At 69.4% G+C, this 16,045-nt stretch carries 14 protein-coding genes and 1 pseudogene; 5 read left to right on the top strand and 10 right to left on the bottom strand.

Annotated elements, in window-relative coordinates; genetic code table 11:
• Positions 1-4 precede the first annotated feature (4 nt).
• The 6 genes from ACJ4V0_RS08515 to ACJ4V0_RS08540 form a co-directional block, all read right to left on the bottom strand.
• A complete protein-coding gene (locus ACJ4V0_RS08515; protein ID WP_448299144.1) occupies positions 5-5,365 on the bottom strand; it encodes an alpha-2-macroglobulin family protein in 5,361 nt (1,786 codons plus the stop codon).
• A gap of 149 nt (positions 5,366-5,514) precedes the next feature.
• Complete coding sequence (locus ACJ4V0_RS08520; RefSeq protein WP_448299145.1) at positions 5,515-6,492, bottom strand: alpha-ketoacid dehydrogenase subunit beta; 978 nt, start codon at positions 6,490-6,492, stop codon at positions 5,515-5,517.
• Complete coding sequence (locus tag ACJ4V0_RS08525) at positions 6,489-7,484, bottom strand: thiamine pyrophosphate-dependent dehydrogenase E1 component subunit alpha (RefSeq protein ID WP_448299146.1); 996 nt, start codon at positions 7,482-7,484, stop codon at positions 6,489-6,491. Before ACJ4V0_RS08525 ends, ACJ4V0_RS08520 begins: the two co-directional genes overlap by 4 nt.
• A 35-nt stretch (positions 7,485-7,519) precedes the next feature.
• Positions 7,520-8,686: an acyl-CoA dehydrogenase family protein gene (locus ACJ4V0_RS08530; RefSeq protein ID WP_448299147.1), complete on the bottom strand. Its 1,167-nt coding sequence runs from the start codon at positions 8,684-8,686 to the stop codon at positions 7,520-7,522.
• Positions 8,687-8,691: 5 nt separating this feature from the next.
• Positions 8,692-9,651, bottom strand: a complete 960-nt coding sequence (locus ACJ4V0_RS08535) for a Bug family tripartite tricarboxylate transporter substrate binding protein (RefSeq protein ID WP_448299148.1) — start codon at positions 9,649-9,651, stop codon at positions 8,692-8,694.
• Positions 9,652-9,685: 34 nt separating this feature from the next.
• Positions 9,686-10,090, bottom strand: a complete 405-nt coding sequence (locus tag ACJ4V0_RS08540; protein ID WP_448299149.1) for a cupin domain-containing protein — start codon at positions 10,088-10,090, stop codon at positions 9,686-9,688.
• 203 nt (positions 10,091-10,293) lie between these two features.
• On the opposite strand from ACJ4V0_RS08540, the gene ACJ4V0_RS08545 reads away from it, so the two are divergent.
• The 5 genes from ACJ4V0_RS08545 (at position 10,294) to ppa (ending at position 14,060) form a co-directional block, all read left to right on the top strand.
• On the top strand, positions 10,294-11,103 hold the full coding sequence (locus ACJ4V0_RS08545) for a hypothetical protein (RefSeq protein ID WP_448299150.1): 810 nt from the start codon (positions 10,294-10,296) through the stop codon (positions 11,101-11,103).
• A gap of 166 nt (positions 11,104-11,269) precedes the next feature.
• Positions 11,270-11,575: a 50S ribosomal protein L28 gene (rpmB, locus tag ACJ4V0_RS08550; protein ID WP_448299151.1), complete on the top strand. Its 306-nt coding sequence runs from the start codon at positions 11,270-11,272 to the stop codon at positions 11,573-11,575.
• Positions 11,576-11,731: 156 nt separating this feature from the next.
• Positions 11,732-12,736 carry a Tim44 domain-containing protein gene (locus ACJ4V0_RS08555; RefSeq protein WP_448299152.1) on the top strand — a complete coding sequence of 335 codons (1,005 nt, stop codon included), beginning with the start codon at positions 11,732-11,734 and terminating at the stop codon, positions 12,734-12,736.
• 174 nt (positions 12,737-12,910) lie between these two features.
• A complete protein-coding gene (locus ACJ4V0_RS08560) occupies positions 12,911-13,420 on the top strand; it encodes a GNAT family N-acetyltransferase (protein ID WP_448299153.1) in 510 nt (169 codons plus the stop codon).
• A gap of 97 nt (positions 13,421-13,517) precedes the next feature.
• Positions 13,518-14,060, top strand: coding sequence for an inorganic diphosphatase (ppa, locus tag ACJ4V0_RS08565; protein ID WP_448299154.1), 543 nt, complete (start codon positions 13,518-13,520; stop codon positions 14,058-14,060).
• A 14-nt stretch (positions 14,061-14,074) separates the two neighbouring features.
• On the opposite strand, the gene ACJ4V0_RS08570 is transcribed toward ppa, so the two are convergent.
• The 4 genes and pseudogenes from ACJ4V0_RS08570 to ACJ4V0_RS08585 all read right to left on the bottom strand — a co-directional run.
• Entirely contained in the window at positions 14,075-14,458 is a 384-nt protein-coding gene (locus ACJ4V0_RS08570; RefSeq protein WP_448299155.1) for a response regulator, read from the bottom strand.
• A gap of 4 nt (positions 14,459-14,462) precedes the next feature.
• Positions 14,463-14,993 carry a hypoxanthine phosphoribosyltransferase gene (gene hpt / locus ACJ4V0_RS08575; protein WP_448299156.1) on the bottom strand — a complete coding sequence of 177 codons (531 nt, stop codon included), beginning with the start codon at positions 14,991-14,993 and terminating at the stop codon, positions 14,463-14,465.
• Between the two features lie 69 nt (positions 14,994-15,062).
• Positions 15,063-15,872, bottom strand: coding sequence for an FxLYD domain-containing protein (locus tag ACJ4V0_RS08580; RefSeq protein ID WP_448299237.1), 810 nt, complete (start codon positions 15,870-15,872; stop codon positions 15,063-15,065).
• Positions 15,873-15,971, bottom strand: a pseudogene (locus ACJ4V0_RS08585) (MJ0042-type zinc finger domain-containing protein); the annotation flags it as partial.
• Between the last annotated feature and the right edge of the window lie 74 nt (positions 15,972-16,045).

A 16,045-nucleotide genomic window follows, 5' to 3' on the forward strand; every position in this document is an offset into this window, starting at 1 on the left:
TCCCTTACCGGCCGCCCGTGACTTCGGTCTGGCCGACCGCGGTGCGGGCGGCGCGCTCGGGCCGGTACATGTCCTCGATCGTGGCGGGGGGCACCAGATAGCGCCCCGGCGTCACGGCGCGGATCATGTAAGCCACCTGCCACGTGCCAGGACCGCCACCGGTGCGGCCGTAGGCTGCCATGAACCGGTCGTCGCGGAACGCCTTGTAGTCGGGCTGGACGGCCTCCGCCGGCAGCCACTTGAGCGCCGAGGTCTCCGCCGAGGCGATCAGGCTCGGATTGTCGATCTCGAACCCTGCCGGCAGGCGGTCGACCAGCATGAGCTGACCGGGATGCGCCTGCGCCTCCGTCACCTGCAACACCACGACCAGGCGCGTGCCCTGGGCGACGCGGGCGATATCCGCCGGCTGTCCCGTCAACGTCATGTACCGCCTCTGAAGCGTGAAGCCGTTCGACGCGGCGGGTTCCGGCGTCGCCGGCGTGCCGGTGACGGCGACGACGGCGCGCACCGCCTCGGGGCCGGTGTTGCGCAAGGCGAGGCCGGCGCCGAGCTCGTCGGAGCGGACGGTGCGGGCGAGCGCGCCCTCATGGGCTGAGCCGCCGACATCGAGCCGGATCCGCTTGGCGTCCTCGATCAGCGCCTGCGCCGCGAGCACCAGCCAGACCTTCTCCTGGGTGGAGAGATAGCGCGTGCGGCCGCGCAGGTCCTCGACCACGCGCTGGGCGTCGGCGACGATCCTCCGGGTCACCCGCGCCTCGACGCCGAGCGCCATGAGGGCGGCGGCGTCACGCAGGCGCGAGCCATAGTCGAAGCGGCCCAGATCGACCTGGCCGCGGGCCGTGAGCAGCGTCACCGCCGAGGCCATGACGCGCTCCGCGCGCCCCATGTCGCCCATGAGGGCGAGCGCCGCGCCGAGCTGGCCGCGCGCCACCGGCGTGGCGATTTCGTTCAGCTGCGTGTCGGCGAGCCAGCGCAGTTCGGAGAGCGAGCCGCGGCCGTTGCGGGCGAGGACATAGTGCGCATAGGCGAGGTCCATGCCCTTGTTGTCGCCGACGCCGTTGGTGGAGACGACGAGGGTCCTGAGCCGCTCGATGGCGAGATTGAAGGCTGCCGTCGGGATGCCGTAGCCCTTCTCCTTCGCGCGCGACAGGAAGTCGGTCACATAGGCGTCAAGCCAGGCGTCCTCGTTGGAGCCGGCCGACCAGAGGCCGAAGGACCCGGAGCCGGATTCGCGCGACAGGATGCGCTCGATGGAATCGCTGATGCGCTGGCGCACCGGCGTCTCCAGGCCAAGGCCGCCTTCCGCCGCCGCGAGGACGTCGAGATAGAGGAGTGGCAGGGCGCGGGAGGTAATCTGCTCGGTGCAGCCAAAGGGATAGCGGTCGAGCGCCAGGATCAGGCCCGGCACGTCGATCGCCGTCGACGGGCTGACGGAGACGGAGACCTGCGCCGACCCGGCGAGGAAATCGCCGAGGAGGTCGCTGGACACCGTGACCGACTGGCCCGGCTCCATCGTCATCACCGTGCGCCGGCTGATGTCGGGCAGCGCCGGCCTCACCCCCAGCGCATAGCGCGAGGTGACGTCGAGGCCGTTCGGGCCGGTCAGTTGCACGTTGAGATGGCCGACGCCGAGGCCAGATGCCGAGAGCGGCAGGGAGACCGCGCCGCGGCCGCCATTGGCGCCGAGCTGGACCGTCGCCTGCGTCTGGGTAAGCCGCAGCGGGCCTTCCGGCCTGACGGTGACGCGATAGGCGCCGGCGGGTCCCTCGGCATTGACAAAGTCGAGGCGGGCGGTCGCGGCATCGGCATGGCCGAGCACACGCGGCAGCGTCGCGGTGACAACGACGGGATCGCGGGCGATCACGTCGCGCGAGGCCGAGCCGTGCTTCTTCGTCGTCCAGGCCATGGCCATCAGGCGCACGGTGCCGTTGAAGTCGGGGATGTCGAAGACGGCTTCCGCCGTGCCGTCCGGACCGACGGTCAGGATGCCGGAGAACAGCGACAGCGGCTGCTGCGCCGGCGGCGCGCCGGAGGGGCGGTTGGCCGGCCCGTCACCGCCGGAGCGGATGGAGCCGCGCACCGCCGACATGCCGTCGATGAGCAGGCCATAGAGGTCGCGCACCTCGGCCGACAGGCGCCGTTGGCCGAGATAGTGCTCGTCCGGCTTCGGCGGCTGGTAGTTGGTGATGGTGAGGATGCCGAGATCGACAGCCGCCACGGTCACATAGGCCTGCTCGCCGGCGCTGAGCCCCTCGACCTTCACCGGCACGCGCAGCGCCGTGCGCGGCGCCATCTTTTCCGGCGCGTCGAGCGTCACGCGCAGACGCCGCTCCGCCGTGTCGATGCCGAACCAGGCAAGGCCGATGGCCCGGCCCGGCATGCGCGAGGCGGCGGCATCCAGCGGGCGGCGCATGAAGACCGTGGCATAGGCCCCGGCCCCCCAGTCGCTGCCGACCGGAATCTGGATCTTCGAGCGACCCTGCGGCACGTCGACCGTGCGCTCGGCGAGGAGGCGGTCGCCCATCACCGCGACGGTCGCCGAACCGGCAAAACGCGCGTTGACGGCCACCGTCATGGTCTCCCCGGAGACGTAGGATGGCTTGTCGAGGCTCATCTCCAGCACGTCCGGCGTATCGGCCGTGCCGCCGGCGCCATAGCCGGAGTCGAAGATGACGGTGGTCATCGGCCCGGCAACGTCGCCGCCGGCCGTCACCTCGAGGCGGTAGCGGCCCCAGGGCACAGGTGCGCCGATGCGCGGCGCAGCACCGGAGGCGGTCGCCTGCACCTCTCCGTCGGCGACGCGGCGCGTCGAGACGATGGCCTGGCTCGACCAGCCGGAGGTGCCGCGGGTCCAGATCCAGCGCGTCTCGAGGCGCAGCAGCTGCCATGTGAGCTGGGCCGAGCGGCGGGTGCGCCCGTCCGCGGCCACGGCGATCAGCTCGAAGGAGGCGGTGTCGCCCTCGGACACGCGGTCGCCCTCGAACAGCGGCTTGACGCCGATGAGCGGCGTTCCCGGCAGCACCGGCACGGTGGCCGTCCGCTCCACGGCGCGGCCGCCCGGCTCGGCGACACGCACCTGCAGGCGGGCCGACAACGGCCGGGTCGTGTCCTCCATGCGCGGTAGCCGAGCAGCGATTGTGGCCTTGCCGGCATCGTCCGTGGTCAGCCCGTCGGGCAGCGGCTCGCGGTCGCGCTTGGCTTCCTCGTCACCGAGGCCGAAGCGGAAGCCGGGGAAGTCCGGCAGGTTCGGCGTCGTCTCCATGACGACCTCGCCCTCGATGCCGAGATTGGCTCCCGGCATGCCGAAGAGGTAGCGGGCATCGACGGTCGCGCTGAAGGCATCGTTGCGCGTCAGGCGTGGCGCGGTGGCGGTCAGATCGAAGGCGATGCGGTCGGGCACGAAGTCCTCGACCATGAAGCGCACCTCGCCCGCCGTCGGGCTCTTTGGATCGGTGATGGCCCTGACACGCCAGGTGCCGGTCGGCGCCGAGGAGACAATCGGGATCGGCACGGCGCGCGCGCCGGCCCCCTGGTCCTGCGTCACGATGCGGCGATACTCGACGCCGTCCGGACGCTCGACGATGAGGGTCAGCGGCAGGTTCGGCACCGCATCGCCCTTGGCGTCGCGCAGCAGCGCCGTCAGATAGACCGTCTCGCCGGGGCGGTAGATGCCGCGTTCCGGCACCAGGAAAGCGTCGAGCGGGCCGGTCACCTCGCGGCCGGCAACGCCGCGGTCCGACAGGTCGAAGGCCGGCTGGCGCAGGTTGAGGAAGGAATAGTCGCCCTGTGCGGTCGAGGCGACGACGAGCGACGGGGCGAGAGAGCCCTCGCCGCGGGTGAGGCCCGGCGCAAACCGCACATGGCCCGAGGCATCCGTGCGCGCCGTGCCGAGCACCTCGTTGTTGCGGGCGATGAGGCGCACCTCGACATCCGCCAGGGGCTTCGCCGAGTTCAGCGAATGGACAAAGCCATGCACGCCGTCGACGCCCGACAGCGCGGTGAGGCCGAGGTCGGAGACGATGAACCACTGGGCGGCGCGGCCGTTGCTGCCGTCGTCATCGTCGGTGCGGCGCTGGGCATTGGTCGGCTTGGCGGTCACCACATAGACGCCGGGCTCCAGCGTGCGGACCGCCTCGTCGATCGGCAGCGCCGTGGTGACGTCGACATTGAGCCGGTTCTCGGTCTCGAGCTGGCCCTTCCAGACGGAGATGCCGCGCTCGGAGATGGCCTGCTGCATCTCGTAGCTGTCCAGCGGTTTGGGAAATTCCTCCTGGATGGTCTGGGCGATGGACCGGTCGCCCATGCGGATGATCTCCACGTCGATCGACTGGAGATTGACGCTGACGATGGGCAGGCCGCGCTGGCCGGCGCGCGGCAGCACGTAGGAGCGGCCGGTGAAGCGCACCGAGGGCGTCCGGTCACGCACATAGACGGACACGTCGATATTGCGCGTCAGGCTCTCGCTGGCGATCACCGAGGGCAGTCCCTCGCGCAACTGGAAGCTGTAGCGCTCGCCGTGCCGGAGGCCGTCGACACAGATCTGGCGGTCCTCGACCGTGATCGGCGGATTGTTGACGCCCGTCTGGCGGATATAGGGGGCGAAATCGGTGCGACCGGTCCGCAGGTTCTCGGTGAAGACGAAGCAGGCGCGCGGACGCGTCGCATCCGAATCGATCTTGGTCTCGCGGAAGCGGAAGCCGTGCTGGTCGCGCAGCCGGTTGTAGGCGTCGCGCGCCTCCGGCGTGTCGCGCGTCTCGACCACGGCGCGGGCGATGTCGATGGCCGGGCGCCACTGCTGGCGCGCCACCATGATCTGTCGCACGTGAGCCAGCGCGAAGGCCTCCTCGTTGCGGTTCGCGGCGCGGCGATAGGCCATGTAGGCGGAGGCCAGGATGTCGGTCTGCAACTGCTGGCGCTCCCGCCAGTCGTTCGTGCGGATGCCGCCAAGTGCCTGCGAATAGCGCACCCAGGGCGCCGAATCGGTGCCCGAGCGCAGGGCGATCGCTTCCCAGGCACGGGCTGCGGCGCGGAAGTCGCCGCGCGTCGCGGCAGCGTCGGCATCGCGGCGGATATCGGGGATCGGCCGGACATCGACGGCGCTCTTGTTGGCGACGGAAGCCTCGAAGCGGCGCGCCTGCTCGATGAGGTCGTCGCGCTGATAGGCCCGCAGTGGCGGCAGAGCCTGCGTGGGGGCGCGCTGCGGCTGGGCGGCGTCGGGCCGCGGCTGCGGGCGCGGCGGCAACTGCGCGAGATCGACGAGTTCGGGCTCAAAGACTTGAGCCAGCACCGTCCGGGGGTCGGTGAAACCGAGAACCGCTGCGACAGCAAGCGGCACCGCGGCCGCAACAAGACCTCGGATGCGCATGACGAATGTCCTCATCGCGGCCCGACGCCCCATCGTCCGCAGGTCGGGACTGTCCCACCCCCCTGTAACAGGGACAATAAGGGGTGCTACGTAATTCCCCTAAGCGGAATGCCCGCGCCGCACGGACCGGGCATTCCTGCCGTGGCACGTCACCCCATCGCAGCCTTCGCGGCGGCGACGATCTTGGCCGGCGTCACCTTCACCGCATCTTCGAGCGGCGGCGAGAACGGCACCGGGATGCGCGGTGCGCCGAGCCGGCGGGCCGCCTTCACCTTCGCCGGCCCGAGCGTCTCAATGACCGTGGAGACCACCTCGGCGCCGAAGCCGGCGACCGACACCGCCTCCTGCACCACCAGAAGCCGGCCGGTCTTCTCGACCGAGGCGCAGACCGCCGCCTGGTCCCAGGGCCAGAGCGTGCGCAGGTCGATGACATCGGCGGCGATGCCTTCGGCCGCCAGCGTCGCCGCCGCCTGTTCCACCGCCGGCATGATCGCCGACCAGGACACGATGGTGAGATCACGCCCCTCGCGCGCCTGGCGCGCCTTGCCGAAGGGGATCGGCTCGATGACGGAGGCGACCTCGCCGGTGACGGGGAAGAGGTTCTTCGGATCGAAGAACAGCACGGGATCGTCGGAGCGGATGGCGCTCACCAGCAGCCCCGCCGCATCGGCCGGAGTCGAGGGCGTCACCACGATGACACCGGGCAGATGGACGAACCACGATTCCAGCATCTGCGAGTGCTGGGCGGCCGAGTTGCGCCAGATGCCGTGCGGCATGCGCACGACCACCGAAGGCTTGGCCTGACCGCCGAACATGTAGCGGATCTTGGCGATCTGGTTCACCAGTTCGTCCATGGCGCACATGACGAAGTCGAAGATGCGCATCTCGATGATCGGACGGGTGCCGACCAGCGCGGCGCCGAGGCCGGCGCCCATGATCGTCGATTCCGAAATCGGCGTGGAGACGACGCGCTCGGCCCCGAACTCCGGCAGGAAGTCCTTGTACTGGCCGTAGAGGCCGCCGCGCGCGACGTCCTCGCCCATCACCCAGACGGTGGGATCGCGGCGCATTTCCTGAAGGGCGGCGAGGCGCACGGCCTCGACCAGGGTGACGCTCTGCCCGCTCATGCCGAAACTCCTGCAAAGCGCACCGCGCCGACGTCCTGCACATCCTCGTAGGCGATGGCCTCCTGCGGCCACGGCGCGCCCTTGGCATCGATGACCGCCTCCGCCATCTCCGCATCGGCCCTGGTCCGGATCGCGGCGAGATGGGCGGTGGAGACAGACCTCTCGGCGAGGAGCGCGGCGAGCCGGTCGATGGGGCAGCGCTTCTTCGCCGCCTCGACATCGGCCGGGTTGCGCCAGGCGGCGGCATCGGTCGAGGTATGGCCGGTGATCCGGTAGGTCTTCGCATGCAGGAGCCGCGGGCCCTTGCCGGCCCGCACCTCGGCGACCAGCCGGGCCGCCGCCTCGTCCACCGCCATGACGTCGTTGCCGTCGACGGTGACGCCGGGCACCCCGAGCGATTCCGCCCGCGCGATGACGCCGGGGCCCGCCGTCACCGAATCCGTCTGCGTGAAGGCCGAGACGCCATTGTCCTCGCAGACGAAGAGAACGGGGAGATTGTAGAGCGCCGCCCAGTTGAGGCCTTCAAGGAACGGCCCGCGGTTGATGGCGCCGTCGCCGAAGAAGCAGACGGCGATGGCGCTCGACTTCAGCATCTTCAGGCCCTGCGCCGCGCCGACCGCGATCGGAATGCCGCCGGAGACGACACCGTTGGCGCCGAGCATGCCGACCGAGAAGTCGGCAATGTGCATGGAGCCGCCCTTGCCGCGGCAATGGCCACCCTCGCGCCCGAACAGCTCGCGCATCATGCCCTGCACGCCGGCGCCCTTGGCGATGGCGTGGCCGTGGCCGCGATGGTTGGAGGTGATCCGATCCTCAGGCGTCAGGTTGAGGCAGACGCCGGTAGCGACGCCCTCCTGGCCGATGGAGACGTGCAGCGGCCCCGGCACGACCCCTTCCTTGTGCGCGTTGAGGGCCGCGGTCTCGAAGGCGCGGATACGGCACATGGTGCCGTAGAGATCCAGCAGGCGCTGGACGTTGTGGGTCTGTTGCATCGGCGTTTCCCCGGGGACTGGCGTCCTGTTCTGGTTCAGTAGGATTTCGGCAGGTCGAGCACCTTCTCGGCGATGAAGGAGAGGATGAGCTGCGCCGACACGGGTGCCAGCCGCGGAATCCACGCCTCGCGCAGGTAGCGCTCGACATGGAACTCGCGGGCATAGCCCATGCCGCCGAGCGTCATCACGGCCCGCTCGCAGACCTTGTAGCCGGCCTCCGCCGCCAGATACTTGGCCGCATTGGCGAAAGGCCCGCAGGGCTGGTCGCGATCATAGAGGGTGGCGGCCTTCAGCATCATCAACTCGGCCGCCTCCAGTTCCATCCAGCATTCGGCGAGCGGATGCTGGATCGACTGGTTCTGGCCGATCGGCCGGTCGAAGACGATGCGCTCCTTGGCATAGGCGGTGGCGCGTTTCAGCGCCGCGCGGCCGAGCCCGATGGCCTCCGCCGCGATGAGGATGCGCTCGGGATTGAGCCCGTGCAGGATGATGTCGAAGCCGCGGCCCTCCTCGCCAATGAGGTCGCTCGCGGGCACCGGCAGGCGGTCGAAGAATACCTGGTTCGAATCGACCGCCTTGCGGCCCATCTTGGCGATCTCGCGCACCTCGACATGGGCGCGGTCGAGCGTCGTATAGAACAGCGACAGCCCGTCGGTGCGCCGCTTCACCTCGGACAGCGGCGCGGTGCGGGCGAGCAGCAGGATCTTGTCGGCGACCTGTGCCGTCGAGGTCCAGATCTTCTGGCCGGTGACGATATAGGTGTCGCCCTGACGCTCGGCGCGGGTCTTGATCTTCAGCGTGTCGAGGCCGGCGTCGGGCTCGGTGACGCCGAAGCAGGCCTTCTCCCGGCCCTCGATCAGCGGCGGCAACATGCGCGCCTTCTGCTCCTCCGAGCCCTTCACCACGACGGGGTTGAGGCCGAAAATGTTGAGATGGATGGCGGAGGCCCCGGACATGCCGGCGCCGGAGGCAGCGATCGCCTCCATCATGATGGCCGCTTCCGTGATGCCGAGCCCCGATCCGCCATAGGCCTCCGGCATGGCGACGCCGAGAAAGCCGGCCTCCGCGAAGGCGCGGTGAAAATCGTCGGGAAAGCCGCCCTTCGTATCGCGCTCGAGCCAGTAGTCGTCGCCGAAGCGCGCGCAGAGGCGCCGCACGGCATCGCGCAACGCCATCTGGTCGTCGGTTAGCAAGAAGTCCATCGACGTCACTGCGGCTCGATGCCGGCTTCCTTGATCATGCGCGCCCAGTTGGCGATCTGCGCCTTGACGAAGGCGCCGAGTTCCTCCGGCGTCTGGGTGAAGGCGTCGAAGCCGATCTCGGCGAGCTTCTTCACGGTCTCCGGGTCGGTGGCGATGGCGGCGAGCTCCTTGTTGAGCCGGGTGATCACCTCGGGCGGCGTGCGCGCCGGCCCGAACACGCCGTTCCACGAGGTGATGTCGAACTCGGGAACGCCAGCCTCCTGCATCGACGGCAGGTTCGGCAGCAGCTTGGACCGTTCGGCCGTCGTCACCGCGAGCGCCCGGAGCGAACCGGCATTGACCTGACTGAGCGAAGCCGTGATGTCGACGAACATCATCGAGATGCGCCCGCCGATGATGTCGGTGATGGCGGGCGGCGTCGAGCGATAGGGCACATGCAGGATGTCGACGCCGGCGCGCTTGGTGAAGGTGGCCCCCGCCACGATGCCGGTGGAATTGCCGCTGGCATAGGTCAGCTTGCCGGGATTGGCCTTGGCGTGGGCGATGAGCTCCTTCACCGAGGTCACCGGCAGCTTCGGATCGACCACCAGCAGGAAGGGCAGGTTGCCCATGCGGGCGATGGGCGAGAAGTCGTTCACCGGGTCGTAGGTCAGCGTCTTCAACAGGCTCGGATTGGCCGAATGCGAGGTGTTGGTGGTCATGAACAGCGTGTAGCCGTCGGGCTGGGAGCGGGCGACGAAGGTCGCCGCCACCGAGCCGTTGGCGCCCGCCCTGTTCTCCACCACGACGCCCTGGCCGAGCTTTGCGGCGAGCTGCTGGGCGACGATGCGCGCCACCGTGTCGGTGCCGCTGCCGGCAGCGAAGGGCACGACGAGGGTAATGGGTCGCTCCGGCCAGGCGGCGCGCGCCGGCGCGGCGACAGCCATGGCGGCGGCGCTGGCGAGCAAGGTTCTGCGGTCGATCATGCTTTGTCCTCCCGGGACGTCTGTTGGGCCGGACTCAGCGCCGGCGGATGACCCTGTCCGGGTTCTCTTCATAGGGCGGCGTATAGATGACGAGGACGCGCACCGGCGTCTCGCTCGTCACCGTGAAGACATGCTCCATGCCAGCGGGAAAGAAGCAGGAATCGCCCGCCTTCATCGAAAACCGCTGGCCGTCCACCTCGGCGTCGGCCGTGCCTTCCAGCAGGTAGCAGATCTGGTCGATGCCGGGATGGGCGTGGGGGAGCGCGCCATTGCCCTTCTCGATCGTGCCGACGAGCATCTCGACGGATTCCGCCCCCACCGTCTCGCGGCTGATCAGCCGGCGGTTCAGGGTGCCGGTATGGTTGGCGGGGTGATAGCCCTGAACGTCCTCCTCGCGGACGTGGTAACGGCGCTGCGCGCGCCCGGCCGACGCCGTCATGTCAGTCCTCCCGATTGCGGATCGTTCGCCCGCCTGTGATCCGTGCAGCGGATCTTGCGCCGCGAGTGTCAGGACCGGGCCCGACCTGTCAAGGCGAGCGCCGGCATGTCTGGCACCAGCCGAACGGCACGGCTTGGCGCATTGCCGCCGACAGGCGAGATTGAAAGACTGCCGGCCCACGACGACCGGAACGGGGCCTGCCGATGCAGCCAGCCATCATCCTCGACAGCGTCACCCACCTGACCGCCGACGCCCGCGGCCGGGTCGCGGTCTGCGCCTCGCACGGTGCGGTCTATGCCGCCTGGTACGGCGCGACGAAGGGCGTCGCCGCCATGATCCTCAACGATGCCGGCATCGGCCGCGAACGGGCCGGCATCTCGGGCCTCGCCTGGCTCGACGAACTCGGCGTGCCGGGGGCGACCGTCTCGCACCGCTCGGCGCGCATCGGCTGGGGGGCCGACATGCCGGAGCGCGGCGTACTGTCCTTCGTCAATGCGGCGGCGGCGAGCCTCGGCCTCAGGCCCGGCATGGCCTGCAGCACGGCGCTCGACCTCCTGCAGCGCGCAGACCTCGCGCCCTCGCCGACGCCGGCCCCGCTCGACGAGGCTCGCCACGAGATCGCCGGAGCGGGGGCCAAGGGCATCCGCGTCTTCGTCCTCGATTCCAACGGTCTCGTCGGCAAGGACGACGCCGGCCACATCGTCGTCACCGCGTCCCATGGCGGGCTGCTCGCCGGCAGGCCGGAGACTGCGGTCAAGTCGGACGTGCTGGCCGCCGTCTATGTCGATGCCGACCGTGGCCTGGACGATGCCGGAATCTCGCGCCTTCCCGCGCTCCAGGCGCGCGGCATCGCCGGCGCCATGGTCTCGGCCTTTTCGGCCCGCATCGGCGACGGCATGTCGGTCTGGAACGACGGTTTCGTCTCCGCGATCAATGCCGAGGCCGGCCGTCGCGGCGGCGCCATCGGCCAGTCGACTCGGGATTTCGTTGCGGCGATCATCGCCTCCGCCTGAACCTTCCGGCGGTCGCGTGGGGCGTCCATCGACCTCCCGACAGCGCCGCCTGCCGGTTTTGCTTGACAGGGCGGGGTCCTGTCACTATGCCGTCGCGTCTCCGAACAGGACCATTTTGTCCAGCGGCTGGCCGTTGCCGTCGCACTTTACCTTTGGGATCCGACAGATGTCGCGTCGTTGTGAACTCACCGGCAAGGGTGTTCAGGTTGGCCACCGGGTCAGCCATTCGAACATCAAGACGAAGCACCGCTTCCTGCCGAACCTGCAGAACATCTCCTTTGCGTCCGAGACGCTGGGACAGACCGTGTCGCTGCGCGTGTCGACCCACGCCCTCCGCTCGGTCGACCACAATGGCGGTCTGGACGCGTTCCTGCTGAAGGCCCGCGCCGAGGACCTGTCGCCGAAGGCGCGTCAGGTCAAGACGGCGATCGCCAAGAAGAGCGCCGAGGCGAAGTCCGCCGAGGCCGCCTGAGGCGCGCTTCCTGCTGACGATTGGAGCCGGCGCCGGGAAACCGCCGCCGGTTTTCTTGTGGACGCTGCGGCATTGTCGCGCGGCGACTCTGACCCCACATGTCGCTACTATATGAAACAGCGGCAGCGACAACGCCGCGTCACCGGTGGGGAATCCATGTCGTCGAAGACCCTTTTCAGGTCCAGGAATATCGTGCGCGCCTTCGCGATTGCGGGCGTCGCCATCATGCTCGGCGCCGTTGCCGCTGAGGCTCGTCCGCGCGGTGGCGGAAGCCGCGGCGGCCGGACCTTCACGCCGCCCGCAGCCACCAGCACAGCGCCCAACGTGGCCGCGCCGATGCAGCGCACGACCGCGCCGACACCCGCGCCCGGCATGCAGCAACCTGGTATGGCGCCCCGTCCCGGCATGACGCCGCCGGCCGCCCAGGGCTCCCGCTTCGGCGGTCTCGGCATGGGCCTCGCAGCCGGCTTCCTCGGCGCAGGCCTGTTCGGCATGCTCTCGGGCCAGGGCTTCCTCGGCGGCCTCGGCTCGCTGATGGGCATGCTCGGTTTTCTGGCCCAGTTCGCGCTGATCGCCGGCGTCATCTACCTCGTCGTCCGTCTGGTGCGCGGCCGTCGCGAAGGCGCCGCCGGTCCGCAGCCGGCCATGGCGCGTTCGTCCACCGGCCCGGGCAACGGACCGATGGGTCTTCCCGGGAACGGGGCGATCCCCGGCATGGCGGGCGGCTCCGTCGCCGCCCCGGCCGCTGGCCCCACCGACACGATCGGCGTCACCCCGCAGGACTACGATGCCTTCGAGCGCCTGCTCGCGCATGTCAACGAAGCCTACTCGCGCGAGGACCTGAATGCCCTGCGCGCCATGGCGACGCCCGAGATGGCAGGCTATTTCGCCGACGACCTGAAGGATGCCGCCTCCCGCGGCGTCGTCAGCCGCATCTCCGACGTCAAGCTGCTGCAGGGAGACCTGTCGGAAGCCTGGCGTGAGCAGGACGCCGATTACGCGACGGTCGCCATGCGCTTCGCGCTGACCGACCTGACCATCGATCGCGCCAGCGGCCGGGTCGTCAGCGGCAATCCGCAAGGCGAGGAGGCGACCGAACTGTGGACGTTCCGCCGCCCGCACGGAGGCGTCTGGCAGCTCTCGGCGATCCAGAACACCTGATCGCCGTCAGCCCTCGCACGACATCCAGAGCCCCGGCCACGCGCCGGGGCTTTTTCTTTCCGGGCGGCGGCTCTTTTGCCGCCCTGTGGATATTAACCCTTTGTCCATACCTGTTGAGGAAGTCTTAACGAAACCGTTGCGGCGCTTCCGCTCTCGTGGTTCCATTGCGGTGCGATGAAGACCGTCACCACAGAGATCCGCCTGGCCCGGCAATCCGACGCCCCGATCGTGGCCGAAGTCCACGACGAGGCCTGGCGCGCCGCCTATCGCGGCCTGATTCCCGGCGCCGAGCTGGAGAAGCTCATCTCCCGCCGTGGCCCGAACTGGTGGGATGCCGCCATCCGGAAAGGCAACCGCATCGCGCTGCTCGGCTTTGGCGACGAGATCGCCGGCTATGCCAACTACGGCCGGAACCGCGCCAAGGCGCTGACCTACGAAGGCGAAATCTACGAGCTCTATCTGAGGCCGAAGTTCATCGGACTCGGGCTCGGCCAGCGCCTGTTCCATGCCGCCCGCAAGGATCTTGGCAGCCATGGTCTCGACAGCCTCGTCATCTGGGCCTTGACCGACAACGACGCCGCCATGCGCTTCTATCGCAGCCTTGGCGGCAAGCCCGTCGCCCGTTCCTCCGAGACCTTCGGCGACCGGCCGCTCGACAAGACGGCCTTCGGCTGGGCCGCCTGATCTCCCTTGGTCTAACGTGCATTTTGCACTGCAGCACTTGCGGCCCGGGTCGTGTTGCGGCTAACGAGGCGCCACAGGTCCCCGGAGACACCGTCCCATGCGTATCGACGCGATTTCGATCGGCAGCAATCCTCCTGACGAGGTGAACGTCATCGTCGAGGTTCCGGTCGGCGGCGAACCGATCAAGTACGAGATGGACAAGGAGGCCGGCACGCTCGTCGTCGACCGGTTCCTCTACACCTCGATGCGCTACCCCGGGAACTACGGCTTCATCCCCCACACCCTGTCCGAGGACGGCGATCCCTGCGACGTGCTGATCGCCAACCAGCGCGGCATTGTTCCCGGCGCCATCGTCGCCTGCCGCCCGGTGGGCGTGCTGAAGATGGAGGACGAGGCCGGCGGGGACGAGAAGATCGTCGCCGTGCCGGTGTCACGTCTGACCCGCCGCTACGAGAAGATCCTCGACATCAAGGATCTGCCCGAGATCACGCTGAAGCAGATCGAGCATTTCTTCCAGCACTACAAGGATCTGGAATCCTCCAAGTGGGTGAAGGTCGTCGGCTGGGGCGATGCGGCGGAGGCCAAGCGGCTGATCCTCGAGGCGATCGAGCGGGCCAACAAGGCCAAGACGAAGGCCTGAGGCGCCCGGTATCCTCAGCCCGGGCGCTTCGGCCCGGCGGCCAGCGCCTCCGTCACCTTGGTGCGGATATCGGCCAGCGTGAACGGCTTGGTCACGACGTCATGGACCAGGGCCTCGAGGCCATGGGCGCGCTCGCGCTGGTCGGCATAGGCGGTCATCAGCAGGATCACGAGGTCCGGGAACTGCGGCGCGGCCGCAAGCGCCAGCGCGATGCCGTCCATCAGCGGCATGCGGATATCGGTGAGAAGAAGGTCGTAGGCGCCCCGCTCGCGCTCGAGGAACTCAAGCGCCTCGGCGCCGTCCCGCGCCTCTGTCACGGTGTGGCCGTCGATCTCCAGCGCCCGGCGCACGAAGGCGCGGACCGGCTCGTCATCCTCGGCGATCAGAACCCGCGCCACGCCCTCAGTCCTCGATGACGCCGACGAACGGCAACTGGCGCCAGGCATGCGCGACGTCCATGCCATAACCGACGACGAACACGTCCGGACAGGTGAAGCCGACGTGGTTGGCCTCCAGGTGGACGGCGCGTTTGCCGGGCTTCTCCAGCAGCACGCAGGTGCGCACCGAGCGGGCGCCGCGGGCCATCAGCAGGTCCTTGGCATAGGTGAGCGTGCGGCCGCTTTCGAGAATGTCGTCGACGAGCAGGACGTCGCGGCCCTCGACCGGGCTCTCGACATCGTGCAGCACCCGCACCTGCCCCGTGGAGACGGTGCCGTCGAGATAGGACGACAGCGACATGAACTCCACCTCCGGCGCCATGCCCGCGGCGTCCATCGCCCGGATGAGATCGGCGGCGAAGACGAAGCTTCCCTTGAGGACTGCCACCACCAGCAGCCGCTCGGGCTTCGTGTCGGCGATTTCCTTCACCAGCGCCGTGTTGCGCTCCGCGATGGCATCGGCCGAAAACAGGACGCGGATATTGTCACGATTCATCGAAACGCACTCCGGCGGGACCCGTCGGGCGGGCCTTTGATCAAGATGTAGCCTGCAGTGCCTGCGGCGTCACCTGCCGGTGGCGTCGACCCGGGTGAAGAAGCGCACCTCGACGCTCGCACCATCCGGCGGCGGCGAGGCGAGCCGCGAGCGGAACGGCGCGGCCTCGCCGGCCTCGAGCCGGGCCTTGGGCGCCGTCGCCGTCCACGTATAGATTTCCTTGCCGGCCGCATCGCGGACGGACAGGCGCAGGCGCGGCAACTCGACGGGCCGGCCGGTGATGTTGACCAGCCGCCCCTCGACAACCAGCACGACGACGCCGTCGACGACTTCGTTGGCGCCTTTCACGTCCCGGAACTCGACGCCGCGCAGGTTCACCGGCAGGCCGATGCTCTCATAGAGCCCCGCCGAATCCGGCACGGTGCGCACCACCTGCTCGCGTCCGAGGAAAAACATCGCGAGGATCGCCGTTCCCAGGAGCAGGATCAGGTAGGACGGCGACAGACGAAACGACTGGCCGCCGGGACGGGGCAGGCTCGGTCGACGCAGCCGCCGCAAACCGCTGGGTTCCCGTTCATCACGGACAGTCCGCTTGGCCTCGGGCGACGACCTCTCGGCTTCGTCCGGTTCTGCGGCGCGGGCCGGCAGGGGCGGTACGTCTGCGTCGGGCTGGATGGACGGGACCTCGTCTTCCGGCACGGCCGGCTCGGCGAGCGCATCGCCACCGGCCTTGCTTTCGGCCTCCTCCGCGAAAGCCGCGCCCCAGTCGGCATCGTCGCCGCCCTGGCTGTCGCCGCCAGCCGACGCGCCGACGCGCTCGGCTGCGGCCGGGGCCTCAACCTGTTCCTCGACGGCGCTTTCCGGCGTGGCGAGCCACACGGCCCGGCACTGGGCGCAGCGAACCTGCCGCCCGGCATCGCCCAGGACGGTCTTGGTGACCCTGAAGGCCGTCGCGCAGGACGGGCAGACGATCAGCATGGGTTACGCGCCTCGGGACGGTTGTCCCTCCACCACACCTTTGCCCACCATGGTTAATTGGCGGTTAAGTCCCC

Source organism: Phreatobacter aquiterrae (assembly GCF_053471285.1).

Excerpts from the sequence above, each read along its gene's own strand:
- ACJ4V0_RS08560 (WP_448299153.1), top strand. The coding sequence starts at position 12,911 with ATGAAGACCGTCACCACAGAGATCCGCCTGGCCCGGCAATCCGACGCC.
- rpmB (WP_448299151.1), top strand. The coding sequence starts at position 11,270 with ATGTCGCGTCGTTGTGAACTCACCGGCAAGGGTGTTCAGGTTGGCCAC.
- ACJ4V0_RS08535 (WP_448299148.1), bottom strand. The coding sequence starts at position 9,651 with ATGATCGACCGCAGAACCTTGCTCGCCAGCGCCGCCGCCATGGCTGTC.
- ACJ4V0_RS08530 (WP_448299147.1), bottom strand. The coding sequence starts at position 8,686 with ATGGACTTCTTGCTAACCGACGACCAGATGGCGTTGCGCGATGCCGTG.
- ACJ4V0_RS08540 (WP_448299149.1), bottom strand. The coding sequence starts at position 10,090 with ATGACGGCGTCGGCCGGGCGCGCGCAGCGCCGTTACCACGTCCGCGAG.
- hpt (WP_448299156.1), bottom strand. The coding sequence starts at position 14,993 with ATGAATCGTGACAATATCCGCGTCCTGTTTTCGGCCGATGCCATCGCG.
- ACJ4V0_RS08520 (WP_448299145.1), bottom strand. The coding sequence starts at position 6,492 with ATGAGCGGGCAGAGCGTCACCCTGGTCGAGGCCGTGCGCCTCGCCGCC.
- ACJ4V0_RS08545 (WP_448299150.1), top strand. The coding sequence starts at position 10,294 with ATGCAGCCAGCCATCATCCTCGACAGCGTCACCCACCTGACCGCCGAC.
- ACJ4V0_RS08525 (WP_448299146.1), bottom strand. The coding sequence starts at position 7,484 with ATGCAACAGACCCACAACGTCCAGCGCCTGCTGGATCTCTACGGCACC.
- ppa (WP_448299154.1), top strand. The coding sequence starts at position 13,518 with ATGCGTATCGACGCGATTTCGATCGGCAGCAATCCTCCTGACGAGGTG.
- ACJ4V0_RS08555 (WP_448299152.1), top strand. The coding sequence starts at position 11,732 with ATGTCGTCGAAGACCCTTTTCAGGTCCAGGAATATCGTGCGCGCCTTC.
- ACJ4V0_RS08515 (WP_448299144.1), bottom strand. The coding sequence starts at position 5,365 with ATGCGCATCCGAGGTCTTGTTGCGGCCGCGGTGCCGCTTGCTGTCGCA.